16 protein-coding genes are annotated in these 16,659 nt (G+C 71.0%); 13 read left to right on the plus strand and 3 right to left on the minus strand.

The genetic code is table 11. The annotated features are described in order from the left end of the window. Positions 1-352 precede the first annotated feature (352 nt). The 8 genes from ACQPZG_RS26440 to ACQPZG_RS26475 all read left to right on the plus strand — a co-directional run bounded on the left by ACQPZG_RS26440 (position 353) and on the right by ACQPZG_RS26475 (position 6,915). Positions 353-1,096 carry a helix-turn-helix transcriptional regulator gene (locus ACQPZG_RS26440; protein ID WP_433548209.1) on the plus strand — a complete coding sequence of 248 codons (744 nt, stop codon included), beginning with the start codon at positions 353-355 and terminating at the stop codon, positions 1,094-1,096. After that, positions 1,093-2,517, plus strand: a complete 1,425-nt coding sequence (gene sufB, locus ACQPZG_RS26445; protein WP_433548210.1) for a Fe-S cluster assembly protein SufB — start codon at positions 1,093-1,095, stop codon at positions 2,515-2,517. The genes ACQPZG_RS26440 and sufB overlap by 4 nt, the downstream gene beginning before the upstream one ends. Before the next feature lie 61 nt (positions 2,518-2,578). Next, entirely contained in the window at positions 2,579-3,760 is a 1,182-nt protein-coding gene (sufD, locus tag ACQPZG_RS26450; RefSeq protein ID WP_433548211.1) for a Fe-S cluster assembly protein SufD, read from the plus strand. Then, on the plus strand, positions 3,760-4,077 hold the full coding sequence (locus ACQPZG_RS26455; RefSeq protein WP_433548212.1) for a non-heme iron oxygenase ferredoxin subunit: 318 nt from the start codon (positions 3,760-3,762) through the stop codon (positions 4,075-4,077). Before sufD ends, ACQPZG_RS26455 begins: the two co-directional genes overlap by 1 nt. Positions 4,078-4,084: 7 nt before the next feature. Beyond that, the gene (sufC, locus tag ACQPZG_RS26460; protein ID WP_401593497.1) at positions 4,085-4,849 is read left to right on the plus strand and encodes a Fe-S cluster assembly ATPase SufC; all 765 of its coding nucleotides are present in this window, start codon (positions 4,085-4,087) and stop codon (positions 4,847-4,849) included. Then, positions 4,846-6,102 carry a cysteine desulfurase gene (locus tag ACQPZG_RS26465; RefSeq protein WP_433548213.1) on the plus strand — a complete coding sequence of 419 codons (1,257 nt, stop codon included), beginning with the start codon at positions 4,846-4,848 and terminating at the stop codon, positions 6,100-6,102. Before sufC ends, ACQPZG_RS26465 begins: the two co-directional genes overlap by 4 nt. Before the next feature lie 13 nt (positions 6,103-6,115). Next, positions 6,116-6,580, plus strand: a complete 465-nt coding sequence (sufU, locus tag ACQPZG_RS26470) for a Fe-S cluster assembly sulfur transfer protein SufU (protein WP_433548214.1) — start codon at positions 6,116-6,118, stop codon at positions 6,578-6,580. Beyond that, the gene (locus ACQPZG_RS26475; protein WP_185025446.1) at positions 6,577-6,915 is read left to right on the plus strand and encodes a metal-sulfur cluster assembly factor; all 339 of its coding nucleotides are present in this window, start codon (positions 6,577-6,579) and stop codon (positions 6,913-6,915) included. The genes sufU and ACQPZG_RS26475 overlap by 4 nt, the downstream gene beginning before the upstream one ends. A gap of 108 nt (positions 6,916-7,023) precedes the next feature. Here ACQPZG_RS26475 and ACQPZG_RS26480 read toward each other — a convergent pair whose 3' ends face one another. Together ACQPZG_RS26480 and ACQPZG_RS26485 are read right to left on the minus strand one after the other, a co-directional pair. Then, complete coding sequence (locus ACQPZG_RS26480) at positions 7,024-8,160, minus strand: hypothetical protein (RefSeq protein WP_433548215.1); 1,137 nt, start codon at positions 8,158-8,160, stop codon at positions 7,024-7,026. 110 nt (positions 8,161-8,270) lie between these two features. After that, positions 8,271-8,879, minus strand: a complete 609-nt coding sequence (locus ACQPZG_RS26485; protein WP_433548216.1) for a peroxiredoxin — start codon at positions 8,877-8,879, stop codon at positions 8,271-8,273. A 40-nt stretch (positions 8,880-8,919) separates the two neighbouring features. Here ACQPZG_RS26485 and ACQPZG_RS26490 point away from each other — a divergent pair, with 40 nt between their 5' ends. The 4 genes from ACQPZG_RS26490 to ACQPZG_RS26505 all read left to right on the plus strand — a co-directional run bounded on the left by ACQPZG_RS26490 (position 8,920) and on the right by ACQPZG_RS26505 (position 12,945). Next, positions 8,920-10,155 carry an MFS transporter gene (locus tag ACQPZG_RS26490; protein ID WP_433548217.1) on the plus strand — a complete coding sequence of 412 codons (1,236 nt, stop codon included), beginning with the start codon at positions 8,920-8,922 and terminating at the stop codon, positions 10,153-10,155. A 10-nt stretch (positions 10,156-10,165) separates the two neighbouring features. Next, complete coding sequence (dapD, locus tag ACQPZG_RS26495; RefSeq protein WP_433548218.1) at positions 10,166-11,155, plus strand: 2,3,4,5-tetrahydropyridine-2,6-dicarboxylate N-succinyltransferase; 990 nt, start codon at positions 10,166-10,168, stop codon at positions 11,153-11,155. A gap of 297 nt (positions 11,156-11,452) precedes the next feature. Then, positions 11,453-12,115: a DUF4232 domain-containing protein gene (locus ACQPZG_RS26500; protein WP_433548219.1), complete on the plus strand. Its 663-nt coding sequence runs from the start codon at positions 11,453-11,455 to the stop codon at positions 12,113-12,115. 101 nt (positions 12,116-12,216) lie between these two features. After that, on the plus strand, positions 12,217-12,945 hold the full coding sequence (locus tag ACQPZG_RS26505) for an antibiotic biosynthesis monooxygenase (protein ID WP_433548220.1): 729 nt from the start codon (positions 12,217-12,219) through the stop codon (positions 12,943-12,945). A gap of 27 nt (positions 12,946-12,972) precedes the next feature. Here ACQPZG_RS26505 and ACQPZG_RS26510 read toward each other — a convergent pair whose 3' ends face one another. Continuing rightward, entirely contained in the window at positions 12,973-14,832 is a 1,860-nt protein-coding gene (locus tag ACQPZG_RS26510) for an endonuclease/exonuclease/phosphatase family protein (protein WP_433548221.1), read from the minus strand. A 223-nt stretch (positions 14,833-15,055) separates the two neighbouring features. On the opposite strand from ACQPZG_RS26510, the gene ACQPZG_RS26515 reads away from it, so the two are divergent. Beyond that, positions 15,056-16,534, plus strand: a complete 1,479-nt coding sequence (locus ACQPZG_RS26515) for a hypothetical protein (protein ID WP_433548222.1) — start codon at positions 15,056-15,058, stop codon at positions 16,532-16,534. Positions 16,535-16,659 lie beyond the last annotated feature (125 nt).

The following is a 16,659-nucleotide window of genomic DNA, read 5'->3' on the forward strand; positions in this document are numbered from 1 at the left end:
CACGCCACCGCATCGCCGAGCGGGTGGAGGCGGGACCTTCTCCCGTCGATTGATCCTGCGCGAAGCCTTTCCCCGAAGTGCGGGCGGGGGAGCGCCCGAGGACGGTTTGGCCGGGAAGTCCTCCCAGGTCACGCGGGTCGGCGGCCGGGGAGACGCGGGTGCGTGGGGGCGGGTGCGGGGAGGTGGCGGCATGCCGCGGGGGCGTCCGCGGCGGCTCGTGGGAGAGCCTCCGCTCCTGTCGCCCGATGATCATTTCCGCAGGTCAGCTTAGGTTTACCTAAGTGATGCAGTCCACGGATCTTGTTCCGGGACCGGGTTGTCACGCTCTGAAGAATTACGCAACAATGGTGTTGTGAAATACGACGGCGAGGTCCCCCAGGAGGACGTCGCGACAGGTGAGCGGTCCACCCGCAACCGTGTCGCGCGATCCATCCTGGACCACGGGCCGTCCACCGTCGCCGACCTGGCGAAGCGGCTTCGCCTCACGCAGGCAGCCGTGCGACGCCACCTCGACGCGCTGGTCGCCGACACCGTGGTGGAGGCCAAGGAGCAGCGCGTCTACGGTGCGCGTACGCGCGGGAGGCCCGCCAAGGTCTTCGCGCTCACCGACTGCGGCCGGGACGCCTTCGACCAGTCCTACGACACGCTCGCGGCCGACGCCCTCACCTGGATCTCCCGGGCGGCCGGCGGCGGCGAACAGGGCGAGGCGGCCGTCACCGCGTTCGCCCGCGCCCGGATCGCCGCGCAGGCCGAGGCGTACCGGGAAGCCGTCGAGGCGGCGCCCCCCGAAGAGCGCACCGAGGCTCTGGCGAGGGCCCTGAGCGCCGACGGGTACGCTGCTACGGCGCGAAGCGCACCGGTCGGAGAGCAGCTGTGCCAGCACCACTGCCCTGTCGCCCACGTCGCGGAGAAGTTCCCGCAGCTGTGCGAGGCGGAGACCGAGGTCTTCTCCGCACTGCTCGGGACCCACGTCCAGCGGCTGGCCACCATCGCCCACGGCGACGGGGTCTGCACGACGTACATCCCCAAGGTCAGTCACACCAGCCAGACCAGTCATTCAGCATCAGCAAGCACGGCCGGGAGGAACCCCGCATGACTCTCCCTATCGAGGAGACTGCCCACCCCGAACTCGAGGGTCTGGGTACGTACGAATTCGGCTGGGCCGACCCCGACGTCGCCGGCGCGGCAGCCAAGCGCGGCCTGTCCGAGGCTGTCGTCCGCGACATCTCGGCGAAGAAGAACGAGCCCGAGTGGATGCTGAAGCTGCGTCTCAAGGGCCTGAAGCTCTTCGGCAAGAAGCCCATGCCGAACTGGGGCTCGGACCTGTCGGGAATCGACTTCGACAACATCAAGTACTTCGTGCGTTCGACGGAGAAGCAGGCGCAGTCCTGGGAGGACCTGCCTGCCGACATCAAGAACACGTACGACAAGCTCGGCATCCCCGAGGCGGAGAAGCAGCGCCTCGTCGCCGGTGTCGCGGCCCAGTACGAGTCCGAGGTCGTCTACCACCAGATCAACGAGGAGCTGGAGGCGCAGGGTGTCATCTTCATGGACACCGACACCGCGCTGAAGGAGCACCCGGAGCTCTTCCAGGAGTACTTCGGCACCGTCATCCCCGTCGGCGACAACAAGTTCGCGTCGCTGAACTCGGCCGTGTGGTCCGGCGGCTCGTTCATCTACGTGCCCAAGGGCGTCCACGTCGAGATCCCGCTCCAGGCCTACTTCCGTATCAACACGGAGAACATGGGCCAGTTCGAGCGCACGCTGATCATCGTCGACGAAGACGCCTACGTGCACTACGTCGAGGGCTGCACCGCGCCGATCTACTCCTCGGACTCGCTGCACTCCGCCGTGGTCGAGATCATCGTGAAGAAGGGCGGCCGCTGCCGCTACACGACGATCCAGAACTGGTCGAACAACGTCTACAACCTGGTCACCAAGCGCGCCGTGGCGTACGAGGGCGCGACCATGGAGTGGGTCGACGGCAACATCGGCTCCAAGGTCACCATGAAGTACCCGGCCGTCTACCTGATGGGCGAGCACGCCAAGGGCGAGACCCTGTCCATCGCCTTCGCGGGCGAGGGCCAGCACCAGGACGCCGGCGCGAAGATGGTGCACATGGCGCCGAACACGTCGTCGAACATCGTCTCGAAGTCGGTGGCGCGCGGCGGCGGCCGTACCTCCTACCGCGGTCTCATCGAGATCGGCGAGGGCGCGCCCGGCTCCAAGTCCAACGTGCTGTGCGACGCGCTGCTGGTGGACACCATCTCCCGCTCGGACACCTACCCCTACGTGGACGTCCGCGAGGACGACGTGTCCATGGGCCACGAGGCGACCGTCTCCAAGGTCTCCGAGGACCAGCTCTTCTACCTGATGAGCCGCGGTCTGACCGAGTTCGAGGCGATGGCGATGATCGTGCGCGGTTTCGTCGAGCCGATCGCCAAGGAGCTCCCGATGGAGTACGCCCTGGAACTCAACCGGCTGATCGAGCTGCAGATGGAGGGCTCGGTCGGCTGACCGTCCCCCTCCGTCCGCACGTCCCGACTTCTTGATCCAGAGAGAGAGCACCACGACAGCCATGGCTGAGGCCCAGACCAACATCCCGGTGGGTTCCACCACCTCCGGCTCCCTCGCGGTGGCGGCGGAGTCCACCGTCGCCACCCGCATGAGTGCGCCGCCGTCCTTCGACGTGGCGGACTTCCCGGTGCCCCACGGCCGCGAGGAGGAGTGGCGGTTCACCCCGCTCGCCCGGCTGCGCGGTCTGCACGACGGCACCGCCGAGGCCGGCGGCGTGCTGACCGTCCGGGTCGACGCCCCCGAGGGCGTCACCGTCGAGACGGTGGACCGCTCCGACGCCCGCCTCGGCAAGGCCGGCACCCCGGTGGACCGGGTCGCCGCCCAGGCGTACTCGGCCTTCGAGAAGGCCTCGGTCGTCTCGGTGCCCAAGGAGACCGTCCTCACCGAGCCGATCCGCGTGTCGGTGCACGGCGAGGGCGGCACGGCCTACGGCCACCAGGTCTTCGAACTCGGCGCGTTCGCCGAGGCCGTGGTGGTCATCGACCACACCGGTGACGGCGTGCTCGCAGCCAACGTGGACTACGTGCTCGGCGACGGCGCCAAGCTGACCGTCGTGTCCGTGCAGGACTGGGCCGACAAGGCCGTCCACGTGGCGCAGCACAACGCGCTGGTGGGCCGCGACGCCTCCTTCAAGTCCGTCGTGGTGACCTTCGGCGGCGACCTGGTCCGGCTGCACCCGCGCGTCTCGTACGCCGGTCCCGGCGGCGAGGCCGAGCTGTTCGGCCTGTACTTCACGGACCAGGGCCAGCACCAGGAGCACCGCCTCCTGGTCGACCACAACGTCCCGCACTGCAAATCGAACGTGGCCTACAAGGGCGCCCTCCAGGGCCAGGACGCGCACGCGGTGTGGATCGGTGACGTCCTGATCCAGGCCGCCGCCGAGGGCACCGACTCGTACGAGATGAACCGCAACCTGGTGCTGACCGACGGCGCGCGCGTCGACTCGGTCCCCAACCTGGAGATCGAGACCGGCGAGATCGCCGGAGCGGGCCACGCCTCGGCGACCGGCCGCTTCGACGACGAGCAGCTCTTCTACCTCCAGTCCCGCGGCATCCCCGAGGACGAGGCCCGCCGCCTGGTCGTCCGCGGCTTCTTCGCCGAGCTGGTCCAGCAGATCGGCGTCGACGACGTCGAGGAGCGCCTGCTCGCCAAGATCGATGCGGAGCTGGAGGCTTCCGTCTGATGACGTTCGTACGAGTGGCCGCGCTGAGCGAGCTGGAGACCGACACCCCCAAGCGGGTCGAGGTCGACGGCACGCCGGTGTCCCTTGTCCAGACCGAGGGCGAAGTCTTCGCGATCAACGACATCTGCTCGCACGCGAACGTCTCGCTGTCCGAGGGCGAAGTCGAGGACTGTGCCATCGAGTGCTGGTTGCACGGCTCCAGCTTCGACCTCCGTACCGGAAAGCCGTCCGGCCTGCCCGCGACGCGCCCCGTCCCCGTATACCCCGTAAAGATCGAAGGGGACGATGTGCTCGTCTCCGTCACCCAGGAGTCCTGAGTACCCCATGGCAACGCTTGAAATCCGCGACCTGCACGTCTCCGTCGATGTCGAGAACGGCACCAAGGAGATCCTCAAGGGCGTCGACCTGACCGTGAAGCAGGGCGAGACCCACGCCATCATGGGCCCGAACGGCTCCGGCAAGTCCACCCTCGCGTACTCGATCGCGGGTCACCCCAAGTACACGATCACCAGCGGCACCGTCACCCTCGACGGCGAGGACGTCCTGGAGATGTCCGTCGACGAGCGCGCCCGCGCCGGCATGTTCCTGGCCATGCAGTACCCGGTCGAGGTCCCCGGCGTCTCGGTGTCCAACTTCCTGCGCACGTCGGCCACCGCGCTGCGCGGCGAGGCCCCCAAGCTGCGCACCTGGGTGAAGGAGGTCAAGTCCGCGATGGAGCAGCTCCAGATGGACCCGACCTTCGCCGAGCGCAACGTCAACGAGGGCTTCTCCGGCGGCGAGAAGAAGCGTCACGAGATCCTCCAGATGGAACTCATGAAGCCGAAGATCGCCATCCTCGACGAGACCGACTCGGGCCTCGACGTCGACGCGCTCCGCCAGGTCTCGGACGGCGTCAACCGCGTCCGCGAGACCGGCGAGGTCGGCACGCTGCTGATCACGCACTACACGCGCATCCTGCGCTACATCAAGCCGGACTTCGTGCACGTCTTCTCGGCGGGCAGGATCGTCGAGTCCGGTGGCCCGGAGCTGGCCGACCAGCTTGAGGCCGAGGGCTACGAGAAGTACACGAAGGGTGGCGCAGCCGCGTGACACAACTGCCGGGCCTCCTCGACACGGACGCGATCCGCAAGGACTTCCCCCTGCTGGACCGCATCGTCCACGGGGACAAGAAGATCGTTTACCTGGACTCCGCCGCTACTTCCCAGAAGCCGCGCCAGGTGCTCGACGCGCTCAACGAGTACTACGAGCGGCACAACGCGAACGTGCACCGCGGTGTGTACACGGTCGCCGAGGAGGCCACGGCACTGTACGAGGGTGCCCGCGACAAGGTCGCCGCCTTCATCAACGCGCCGAGCCGCGACGAGGTCGTCTTCACCAAGAACGCCTCCGAGTCGCTCAACCTCGTGGCCAACATGCTCACCTGGGCCGACGAGCCCTACCGGGTGGACCGCGACACCGAGATCGTCATCACGGAGATGGAGCACCACTCCAACATCGTGCCGTGGCAGCTGCTCTCGCAGCGCACGGGCGCGAAGCTGAAGTGGTTCGGCCTCACCGACGACGGCCGTCTCGACCTGTCGAACATCGAAGAGATCATCACCGAGAAGACGAAGATCGTCTCCTTCACGCTGGTCTCCAACCTGCTCGGCACGGTCAACCCGGTCGAGACGATCATCCGGCGCGCGCAGCAGGTGGGCGCGCTGGTCTGCATCGACGCCTCGCAGGCCGCCCCGCACATGGTCCTGGACGTGCAGGCCCTCCAGGCCGACTTCGTGGCCTTCACCGGCCACAAGATGGTCGGCCCGACCGGCATCGGCGTGCTCTGGGGCCGGCAGGAACTCCTGGAGGACCTGCCCCCGTTCCTGGGCGGCGGCGAGATGATCGAGACCGTGTCGATGCACTCCTCCACGTACGCCCCGGCGCCGCACAAGTTCGAGGCCGGTACGCCCCCGATCGCGCAGGCCGTCGGCCTCGGCGCGGCCGTGGACTACCTCTCGGCGATCGGCATGGAGAACATCGCGCGCCACGAGCACGCGATCACCGAGTACGCCGTCAAGCGCCTGCTCGAAGTCCCGGACCTGCGGATAATCGGCCCGGCGACGGCCGAGGACCGCGGTGCGGCGCTCTCCTTCGCGCTGGGCGACATCCACCCGCACGACGTGGGCCAGGTCCTCGACGAGGAGGGCATCGCGGTACGGGTCGGACACCACTGCGCGCGTCCGGTCTGCCTGCGCTACGGAATTCCTGCGACCACGCGAGCGTCGTTCTATCTGTACTCCACGCCCGGAGAGGTCGACGCACTGGTCGACGGGCTGGAGCACGTACGGAACTTCTTCGGGTAGGGCGGGGAACACTGTGAAGCTGGATTCGATGTACCAGGAAGTCATCCTGGACCACTACAAGCACCCGCATGGGCGCGGTCTGCGCGACGGCGACGCCGAGGTGCACCACGTCAACCCCACGTGCGGCGACGAGATCACGCTGCGGGTGAAGTACGACGGCGAGCGCATCGAGGACGTGAGCTACGAGGGCCAGGGCTGTTCGATCAGCCAGGCCAGCGCCTCGGTCCTCAACGACCTCCTGGTCGGCAAGGACCTCGCCGACGCGCGGAAGATCCAGGAGACGTTCCTGGAGCTGATGCAGTCCAAGGGCGCCGTCGTGCCCGACGAGGCGATGGAGGAGATCCTGGAGGACGCGGTCGCGTTCGCCGGGGTGTCGAAGTTCCCCGCCCGGGTCAAGTGCGCCCTGCTGAGCTGGATGGCATGGAAGGACGCGACCGCCCAGGCCCTGGGCGAGAGCGCGAAGAAGGAGACGGCATGAGCGACGAGACGACTGTGACGACCAAGCCGGCCTCCGAGGAAGAGGTCCGCGAAGCCCTGTACGACGTGGTCGACCCCGAGCTGGGCATCGACGTCGTCAACCTGGGCCTGATCTACGGGGTGCACGTCGACGACGCGAACATCGCGACCATCGACATGACGCTCACCTCGGCGGCCTGCCCGCTGACCGACGTCATCGAGGACCAGGCGAAGTCCGCCACCGAGGGCATCGTCAACGAGCTCAAGATCAACTGGGTCTGGATGCCGCCGTGGGGCCCGGACAAGATCACCGACGACGGCCGCGAGCAGCTGCGCGCGCTCGGCTTCAACGTCTGAGGTTCCCCCCGTACGGGCGAACCTATGTACGGCTGTGCCCCCGGTGCTCCGCGTGAGCGCCGGGGGCACAGCCGTGTCCGCTGCCGCGTCCTGCCGCGGCCGGGTGCCTCAGTACCGTGGCTGCGGCGGGACCCGGGCCGCCTCGATCAGCGCCGGGGCCAGGCCCTCGCGCCGGATGCGCTGGTCGACGTAGAGCAGGCCGGTGGTGAGCTGCGGGAAGTACGTGACCAGGATCTGGCTGAGGAAGGTGCCGAGCAGGCTGATCAGCACGTAACCGCCGACCGAGAGCATGGTCTGTACCGCGGCGGCTGCGTCGTCCGTGTGGTCGACGTCCATGCCGGGGATCATCGAGAACATGCCCAGCAGGTTGAACGGCATCTGGATGAGCCAGCTCGCCATCGTCGCCATCAGCCACAGCAGCAGCGTGATGCCGAAGACCCGCCACCACGAGCCCTTCACCAGCCGGGCCGAGCGGCGCAGCGCCCGCACCGGGCCCGCGGACTCGAAGACGGCGACCGCCGGGGCCAGGCTGAACAGCACCCACAGCCACACGACAACGGGCGCGAGCAGCAGCCCCAGCCCGAGACCGACCGCCGCCCACACGCCCGTTCCTCCCCCGCCCCCGTTCTCCGCGATGGTGATCATCAGCGCCACGTAGCCCGCGGACAGCAGTGTCCCCACCAGCAGGGAGAGCAGCCACGGGACCGCCAGCGCCCCGAGCACCGCCGGGAACCGGCGCACCGCCCGGCCCCACACCTGGCGGAACGTGACCGGGCGGCCGAGTACGGCTTCCTGGAGCACGGCGGGCGACGCCGCCTGGGTCAGCGCGGCGGCGGCCATCAGGCACAGCACGCCGAAGAGGGCCGCCACGCCGAAGGTCACGGCGACGGTGACCAGGGCCGCAGTGGGCGGCTCGGAGTCGTTGGCACGGATCGAACGCTCGATCACGTCGAACTCGGCGGTGCACAGGGCGTACGCGACGGCCATCGCGCCGCAGGCGACCAGCAGCGCCGTCCCGTACGCCACGACCGCCGTGCCCAGCAGCGGCTTCCAGTACCGGCCGAAGGCCGAGAAGGTGCCGCTCAGGATGTCGCCGAGGCCCAGCGGGCGCAGGGGGACCACGCCGGGTTTCGGCGCGTCCGGGAGCGGCGCCCAGCCGCCGTTCCAGCCGTATCCGGGGCCCGGGGGTCCGGGCGGGGGGCTGCCGGGGGGTCCGCCCGAGTAGTGGGTCACTGCGTGCTCCATGAGGTGGGTGCGTACGAGGGAAAGATCGGCGGCCCACCGTATCGGGGTTCGAACGGTCCGCGGAACTCCGTGCGGCGGCGAGAGCGGGCGTCGGCGCACACAGGGGCGGTTCAGCCTCGGCGGGGCGCGGCGAGGACCGCGGCGAGGGCCCGGTCCACGCTCGCCGCGAGGTCCGTGTCGCCGGAGACCACCTCGCGGATCGTGCGGTCGCGGTCGACCACCAGGGTCAGGCGATGCAGCCTCGGCGTGCCGGCCACCCGGAAGGTGGGCAGTCCCAGTGCGGTCGCGAGGGCCAGCTCCGCGTCCGAGAGCAGCGGGAAGCGCAGGCGCTGTTTCGTCGCGAACTCCGCCTGCTCGTGCGGGGGTTGGGTGGAGACGCCGTGCACCGTCGCGCCCGCCGCGCGGAAGTCGGCGAGCCGGTCGCGGTAGGCGCAGGACTGCCGGGTGCAGCCCGTCGCGCCCGGGATGCCCGCCCAGCCGGCCGGGTAGGCGGCGCGGCGGGCGTAGGCGCCGGGGTAGAGGTACAGGACGGTGTACGGGGTGGGGGCGGCGACCGGATCGGCGAATCCGCCGTCGTGGCGGCGGAGCCGGAGCGCCGGGAGGGCCCTGCCGCGCAGGAGGCGGGCCGAGGCCGTGATGTCCGTCGCTGTCCGTTCCGTCGGCGTGCTGTTGATTGGGGGCCTCCCTGCCTCGTTGACCTGCGGTGATGATGCTGCCATAGTCAGTTCCGAAAAGGAACTGAGGGGCGGGGAAAGCGTGTTGGGGACTTTCAGGGACATACCGAGGGCCATCTGGCTGCTGGCGTTCGGGATCTTCTTCAACAGCGCGGTCGCCTTCACCTTCATCTACCTGTTCGTCTACCTGACGGACGAGCGGGGCCTGTCCGTCCCGCAGGCCGGACTCCTCAGCGGCATCGGCGGCCTCGGACTGGTCACCGGCAACTTCACCGGAGGCTGGTTCGGGGACAGGTTCGGCCACCGGCGGACGCTGCTGTGCGCGGCCGTGCTCGCCGGGGCGGCCCTGTGCCTGCTGCCGCTGATTCCGGTCGCCGCGTTGTACGGGCTGCTGCCGCTGTGCCACTACGCCCAGGGCGCCGTCCGCGCCTGCAACTCCGCGCTCGTCGCCGTCAGCGTCCCCGACGAGGTCCGCCGACAGGGCTTCGCCGTGATGCGGGCCGCGGGCAACGCGGGATTCACCGTGGGGGCGCCGCTCGGGGCACTGGTCGCGCTCACGTTCTCGTACACCACCCTCTTCGTGGCCGACGGGATAGGGACGCTCCTCTTCGCCGTGTACGTGGCCCGGGTGATGCCCGCGCGGGGAGCGGCGGTCCGCAGGCCGGAACCGGGCGGCGGCAAGAGCATCCGGCGGGAGCTGCGCGACCGGCCCGCCCTGGTGGTGCTGCTGGTGTCGGTCTTCCTCGCCGACCTCGTCTACCGGCAGCTGTTCTCGACCTTCCCCGTCTTCCTGACCGACCACGGCTTCAGCACCCAGGTGTACGGGTGGCTGTTCGCCCTCAACGGCGGCGTCATCCTCCTGCTCGAACTGCCCGCCGCTGCAGCACTGCGGCGGTACGCGCCCCTGGCCGTCGTCGGGACAGGTCTGGTCCTCGTCGGCCTCGGCTACGGACTGCTGGTGTTCGGGGCGGGGATCGGGCTCGCGGCGGCGATGATGCTGCTGCTCACGGCCGGGGAGATCCTGTACAAGACGCCCGCGACGGCGTACGTGGCGGACCAGGCGCCCGCGCACGCCCAGGGACGGTTCCAGAGCCTGTACGCGGGGGTGTCGGTGAGCGGGGTCGTACTGGCGCCGCCGCTGGGCGGGGCGCTGTACGCGGCGTCGCCGGAACTGCTGTGGCCGGCCTGCACCGTACTGGCCGTGCTGGCCGGAGCAGCGGTGCTGGCGGCGGGCCGGATGCGGGCCTCCGGCACGGCCGGGCCCGGTGACGTGCGCCCGGAGGGCGAGACCGGTTCGCCCACGCGGGCCGCCGCCGGTTAGGTTTCCTGTCATGACCGATACGACTGTTTCCCGCACCACCGGCGCCGTCGCCGCCGGACTCGCCACCCTCGCCGCCGACGGCACCGTCCTCGACACGTGGTTCCCGGCACCCGAACTCGTCGCCGAACCCGGCCCGGCCGGGACCGAGCGCCTCACCGACGAGCGCGCCGCCGAACTGCTGGGCGCCGCCGCACCCAAGGCCGTCGGCCCCGACGCCTGCCGTGGCGTCGAGGTCGTCGCCGTACGCACGGTCATCGCCTCGCTCGACGACAAGCCGCTGGACGCCCACGACGCGTACCTGCGCCTGCACCTGCTCTCGCACCGGCTCGTCCAGCCGCACGGGCAGAACCTGGACGGCCTCTTCGGGCTGCTCGCCAACGTGGCCTGGACCTCGCTCGGCCCGGTCGCCGTCGACTCCGTCGAGGAAGTGCGGCTCAACGCGCGCGCAGAGGGACTGCACCTGTCGGTGACCTCCGTGGACAAGTTCCCGAGGATGACGGACTACGTCGCGCCGAAGGGCGTGCGGATCGCGGACGCGGACCGGGTGCGACTGGGCGCGCACCTGGCGTCGGGCACGACCGTGATGCACGAGGGGTTCGTCAACTTCAACGCCGGAACCCTGGGGACGTCCATGGTGGAGGGGCGGATCTCGGCCGGCGTCGTCGTCGGTGACGGCTCCGACATCGGCGGCGGCGCGTCGACGATGGGCACGCTGTCGGGCGGCGGGAACGTGCGGATCACGCTCGGCGAGCGCTGCCTGGTCGGCGCCGAGGCCGGCGTCGGCATCGCGCTCGGCGACGAGTGCGTGGTGGAGGCGGGGCTGTACGTCACCGCCGGGACGCGGGTGACGATGCCGGACGGACAGATCGTGAAGGCCCGGGAGCTGTCCGGGGCGTCGAACATCCTGTTCCGCCGGAACTCGGTGACCGGTGCCGTCGAGGCCCGGCCGAACAACGCGGTCTGGGGCGGACTGAACGAGGTGCTGCACAGCAACGGCTAGGAGGCCGTGTTGCAGGAAGCGTGGACGGCTGGACGCGGGTGCGGGGGCGGCCGGGCAGTGGTAGCCCCCGGCCGCCCGGCCGGCATCGGGGTCCGCCGAGCCGCGTGACCTCCGGGCCGTGGGGGTGCAGGAGCGCTCCTGGCCCCGGCCCGCAGGAGGCCGGCCGCCGCCCCTCACCCGTCCCCGTCCCTGCCCGCCCAGGTCGATGGTGGACGGGGTGGCGGGCACCCGTCCGGGGTCTGACATGATCCGCGCAGACGAGGCGCGGGCCGGTCCGCGCGGTGAGGGGGATCGTGCATGGGCGTGCGTACGGGAGCGAAGGCGGCGGCGGTGCTGTTCGGGGCGCTGGCCCTCACCGGCTGTGACGGCTTCCTCGTACCGGAGGGGGAGGGAGTGCCGCGAGCTGCCGGGAGCAGCGCCGCTCCCGCTTCCTCGTCGCCGACGCGCGGGGCCGCGGCCCCCGACGGTCCCGGGCGCCCCGTCGCGCCGCGACCGGACGGCGCCACGGACGGCCCTTCGGCCCCGCGCAGCCCTCGTGCCACGCAGCTCCCGCCCGCCACGCAGGACTGCCCCGCCGGGGTGCGCGTCGACATGGGGGAGATCCAGGCGGCCCTGATGCACCGGCTGGCCACCCTCACCCTCACCAACTGCGGCGAGGCTCCCTACCGGCTCTCCGGCCGCCCCTCGGTCAAGGCGTACGCCTTTGACGGCACGCTCGTGGACATCGAGGTGAACGTCCGCGAGGAGGGGAAGAAGGCCGACGCCGAGGTGGTGCTGCCGCCCGGCGGCGTCGCGTACTCCCGGCTCGACTGGCGTCCCTACGACGGGGTGGAGAAGGCGCAGACGCTCAGGATCGCGGCAGGGCCGGGGCACTCGGCGCGCAGCTTCGCACTGGAGGAGGACGTGCGGATGGTCGACGCGTTCGACGTCACGCCGTGGGACCTCGCTCCGCCGCGGTGACGCACCGGACAACACCCTTGACCTCAAGCGGACTTGACGTTCCAGAGTGACCCCCGTAGCCGCGCACGGAACCCGCCGGGCGCGCCAGCGAGGAGACCGACATGACCGCGACCGTGACCCGAGACCGCCCCGACCTGACCCGGCCGGGGGTCGGCGTCGTCAAGGTCAGCACCTGGGACGTCGGCTCGTCCCGCGCGCAGCGGGCGGCCGTCGCCGCCATCGAGCGGGCGTGGCTGTCACGGGACTGGCCCGACACCGGACTGCTCTCGTACAGCGTCTACGTCGGCGAGGACGGCAGGACGCTCATGCACTACAGCCAGTGGCGCAACGAGGAGGCGTACGGGGCGTTCGTCACCGAGGAACGCGACGGGCGGAACGCGGAGATCGACGCCGCCGTGCCCGGCGTCCAGCGGCTGCGGCTCGACTCCTACGACCTGTACCGCAGCAGCCTCACCGAGGGGGACGACCGGCTGCCGGGCAGCGTGGCCCTCGTCGAGGTGGACTTCGAGGGACCCGACCGGACGCGGGCCCGGGAATGGGTGGACGCCGTGTTCGCCGTGCTGGAGGGCCCGTCCACAGAGGCCGACGCCCCGCGCACCGTGGCCGACGGCTCGCTCGCCGCGCACTTCCACGTGAGCCGTGACGGCGCCCGCGCGCTCAACCTCGCCGAGTGGGTCGACGCCGCCTCGCACGAGGCGATGATGAACGCGCCGAAGGGCCCGGCGGGGGAAGTGCCCGCCGAGTGGCGGCGCGTCCACGAGTTTCCCGGCCTGGCGGCCAGCCGAGTACGGCGCTACACCCCCGCGCTGACGCTCGGCGCGGGGGTGTAGCAGACGTACGGCAGCGGTCCCGCCGTACTACGGGCGGAAACGCAGCACCTGCGGGTCGTGGTCGCTGTTCTGGTCGGCGAACTCGGCGTTGATGTGGACGCTGTCGTAGCTGAAGCCGCGGATGGCCGGGCTGGTCAGGATCTGGTCCAGGACCTGGCTGTTGCCCTGGAAGACGTACGAGTAACGCTCGCTGCGGGGCAGGGACTTGATGGCGGCGGTCAGGGCGCCGTCGGCGGTCAGGGCCTTCGTCGTGGCGGAGAACTCGAAGTCGTTGATGTCGCCGAGGACGAGGACGTTCGCCCGGCGGTCGGCCTTCAGGACCTCCTTGACGAAGGCGTTCACCGACTGCGCCTGCTGGAGGCGCTTGGTCTCCGATGAGCGGACCGGCGGCTGGTGGTGCGAGGTCAGGGCCTCGTCGCCGCCCTTGGAGCCGAAGTGGTTGGCGACGAGGATGACCGGCTTGCCGCGGAAGGAGAACTCGGCGGCGAGCGGCTTGCGGCTGTTCTCCCAGGCGGCGTTCGCGGGGTCAACGCGGCCGGGGGAGTGGGTGAGCGCGGCGCGGCCCCTGTCCCGCACGACGCCGGTGGGCGTCGTCGCGTCGCCGCCCGCGCGGTGGGTGAAGGAGACGCGGGCCGGGTGGTAGAGGAAGACCTGACGGATGTTGCCGCCGGGCTCGCCGCCGTCCTTGTTGTTCTCCGGCGCGATGGAGGTCCAGGCGTACGCCGGGCCGCCCGCCGCGCGGATCGCGTCCGCGAACTTCCGCACGGTGGCCTCGGCGCCGACCGTGCCGTCGTTCTTCGCGCCGTTGTCGTCCTGGATCTCCTCCAGGGCGACGACGTCGGGGGAGGCGAGGTTGTCGACGACCGCGCGGGCGAGGGCGTCGAACTTCTCCTGCGGGTCGGTCGGGTCGAGGTTCTCGACGTTGTACGTGGCGACGGCCAGCTCGTGGCGCGACTGCGGGCGGGTGCGTTCGCGCTTGAGGCCGCGGTCGGCGACTGTGCCCAGGGTGCGGGCGGTGAGCGTGTAGCCGCCGTACTGGTTGAAGTCCAGCGGGCCCTCCGCGCCGCCGGTCAGCACGTCGCCGACGTTCGCCTTCGGGAAGGGCCGTTCGGCGAGCGGCGTCAGCTGCTGGATCTGGAGGCGGCCGGTGTTCTGCGAGGCGTAGCTGCCGTAGAGGGTGCCGCCGCGTCGGGTGTCGTTCTCGTACGGCTTGACGGTCACCCACAGCTGGGCGTGCGCGTCGGACGCGCCGACCACCCGGGAGGTGCCGATCCGCACGTTGGTGCCTTCGAGAGCCTCGTAGTGGTCGAGGGCGTAGCGGGAGGGGGCGAGGGGCAGGGCGTTGATGCTGTTCTCCGCGGCGGGGTCCCCCTGGGGGGCGTAACGGGCGGGCACCGTACGGGAGTCGATGAGGACCGGGGCCGGCACCGGGTTGTCGGAGGAGACGACCGTCACCGTCGGCCTGGAGAGCTGGGTCAGCGACTGGTTCCCGGACTTCGGGCCGCCGGGTATGTACTCGGTGACGGTGCCGGAGACCTTCACCGCGTCGCCGACCGCGACCGTCGGCGCGGAGCTCGTGAAGACGAAGACGCCCTCGCTGGTGGCGGGGTTGCCGTCACCCTTCGGGTCCTGGAACCAGAAGCCCTTCGAGCCGTACGTGCGAACCCCCGTGACGATGCCCTCGACGTCCGCCACCTGCTGACCGGCGAGCGGGGAGACGCGGGTGGCGCCCTGGATGTCGTGGATGCGGACCGGGGCCGTGTCTCCCGCGGCCGCGCTCGTGGCCCCGGTCAGAAGGCCCGCGGCGAGCGCGGTGGTGAGAAGGGTGGCGACCGCGGTGGTCCTCGGCAGGCCGGTGATCTTCGGCAGGGAGCGGCGGGACGTCATCAGGGGACTCCGGGGAGGTGAGTGCGGCGGGGGGTGGGCGAAACAGTTCTACGCGCGTCAATCTCTTGCGTACGTACGGGTGTTGTCAAGGTTTGTCGGATGATCCTCCGATGGACGAAACCTGACGGGTACATGAACCCGGTGGGATCGGTGCAAATGCGTCTACGCTGGGGGCCGCTCGATCGAAGTGCCCCCAGGCATGTGCCCCGAGGAGAACCCCCAGATGTCCGAAGACCGTCCCACCCTGCCGCCGGTGCGGCTGCCCTCGGACGCGGAGCTGGCGCGGGACGCGCTCGCCGCGCCGCTGTTCGCCCGCGCCGTCCGACTGGCCCGCTGGGTGGCTCCCGGCACCCGGGTCGACGCGGCAGGCGAGCTCTTCGACGCGCAACTGTCCGAAGCGGCGAAGGTGCTGGACCTCGGACCGGCGGACGGTGTCGAGGACGCCGAGGACGCGGCGGCGTACGCGAGCGAGGCATGGCGCACGGCCGTCGACACCGGCCTCGTCGACGTCACGGACCCGGACGACCCGGAGGCCGAGGGGGCGTCCGGAACGGCCGAGCCGGGCGACGCACTCGCCCTGGTCGCCCAGGGCAGCCCGCAGGAGGTCCTCGCGTTGTGGCTGGAGGCCTTCGAAACGGCCTTCGCCGACGCCGCCGCCCCCGTGCTCGACGACCTCGGCGCGCTCCTCGACGACGGCGGCGCACTCGACTTCGAGGCCCTGGACTGGGACCCGCAGCAGGAGGCGGAGGACCTGGAGGGCGTCCTCGGCAACCTGTACCTGCTGACCGTCGCCGACGGCGGCACGGGCGACTCCCCGGTGCCGCTGCCCGCGCTCGCCGCTTCGATGATCGTCCCCGACGACATGGGCGAGCCGACCGACGACGTACTGGAACAGGTCTCGGACGTCATGATGCGCCTCGACGGCCAGTTCCAGGTGCTGGAGGCGGTGGGCCTCGTCGAGTACACACCGGTGGACGAGGCGCTGATGGCGGAGGAGGAGCCCGGGGCGCCCGCCGCGGCCGAGGAGTTCGACGAGGAGGACGTGTCCCGGTACGGCATGGTGCGGCTGACGCCGCTGGGCCTGTACGGGGTGCGGGCGCGGATGCTGGAGGCGGGGGTCGACGCCCCGGCGGTCGGCGACCTCGCCGACAAGGGCGCGGACGTACTGCTCGACGGCATCGCGCACTTCCCCGAGCTCGCGGGCCGCGCGGAGATCGAGCAGTGGCTCGCACAGCGTGAACCCGCCGACGCGGCACGGGAGTTGCTGGCATCGGCGCGCGGCGGCGACCCGGGCGGGCCACTGCGGCGGCTGCGCTGCCAGCAGGCGCTGTCCCTGGTGGGAGCGGCTGCGGAGACCGCCGTACGCGAGCAGCTCGACGATCTCGAACTGGGCGGTCTCGCCCGGGTGTGGCTGGTCGAGCAGGGTTCGGCACGGGTGCCGGCGCCGCCGGAGGAGATGGTGTTCTGGCTGGCCGTCGACACCATCGCCGCACAGTTGGAGGTGGCGGACGAGGCGTCGCCCGAACTCAGGGAACTGGTCGCCGGGCTGACCGGACGGCACGAGGGATTCTTCGAGCGCGCGTGGCGGGTCGGGCACCCGGCGGTGGCAGAGGTGCTGGAGGCGGTGGGACGGCTGCACCCGGAGAAGGGGGCGGCGAAGGAGGCGCGCAAGGCGGCCTTCAAGGCGCGGTCGCGGAGGTAGGAGACGTTCGGGGGCCCGGGGCGGGCGCCCGCCCCCGTGGGCGGCCCGCGAGGTGCGCGTGCCGGGTAGGCCCGCGTTCTGTGCTCACGGGTCGGGTTCGGGTGGGCGGGTGGGCCTGCCGCCCT

Source organism: Streptomyces sp. CA-294286, assembly GCF_050947155.1.
Taxonomy (GTDB): Bacteria; Actinomycetota; Actinomycetes; order Streptomycetales; family Streptomycetaceae; genus Streptomyces.

What these genes read in the sequence shown, in the direction of transcription:
- sufB (WP_433548210.1), top strand. Translation starts at nt 1,093, where the DNA reads ATGACTCTCCCTATCGAGGAGACTGCCCACCCCGAACTCGAGGGTCTG.
- sufD (WP_433548211.1), top strand. Translation starts at nt 2,579, where the DNA reads ATGGCTGAGGCCCAGACCAACATCCCGGTGGGTTCCACCACCTCCGGC.
- ACQPZG_RS26455 (WP_433548212.1), top strand. Translation starts at nt 3,760, where the DNA reads ATGACGTTCGTACGAGTGGCCGCGCTGAGCGAGCTGGAGACCGACACC.
- sufC (WP_401593497.1), top strand. Translation starts at nt 4,085, where the DNA reads ATGGCAACGCTTGAAATCCGCGACCTGCACGTCTCCGTCGATGTCGAG.
- ACQPZG_RS26475 (WP_185025446.1), top strand. Translation starts at nt 6,577, where the DNA reads ATGAGCGACGAGACGACTGTGACGACCAAGCCGGCCTCCGAGGAAGAG.
- ACQPZG_RS26480 (WP_433548215.1), bottom strand. Translation starts at nt 8,160, where the DNA reads ATGGAGCACGCAGTGACCCACTACTCGGGCGGACCCCCCGGCAGCCCC.
- ACQPZG_RS26485 (WP_433548216.1), bottom strand. Translation starts at nt 8,879, where the DNA reads ATGGCAGCATCATCACCGCAGGTCAACGAGGCAGGGAGGCCCCCAATC.
- dapD (WP_433548218.1), top strand. Translation starts at nt 10,166, where the DNA reads ATGACCGATACGACTGTTTCCCGCACCACCGGCGCCGTCGCCGCCGGA.
- ACQPZG_RS26500 (WP_433548219.1), top strand. Translation starts at nt 11,453, where the DNA reads ATGGGCGTGCGTACGGGAGCGAAGGCGGCGGCGGTGCTGTTCGGGGCG.
- ACQPZG_RS26505 (WP_433548220.1), top strand. Translation starts at nt 12,217, where the DNA reads ATGACCGCGACCGTGACCCGAGACCGCCCCGACCTGACCCGGCCGGGG.
- ACQPZG_RS26510 (WP_433548221.1), bottom strand. Translation starts at nt 14,832, where the DNA reads ATGACGTCCCGCCGCTCCCTGCCGAAGATCACCGGCCTGCCGAGGACC.
- ACQPZG_RS26515 (WP_433548222.1), top strand. Translation starts at nt 15,056, where the DNA reads ATGTCCGAAGACCGTCCCACCCTGCCGCCGGTGCGGCTGCCCTCGGAC.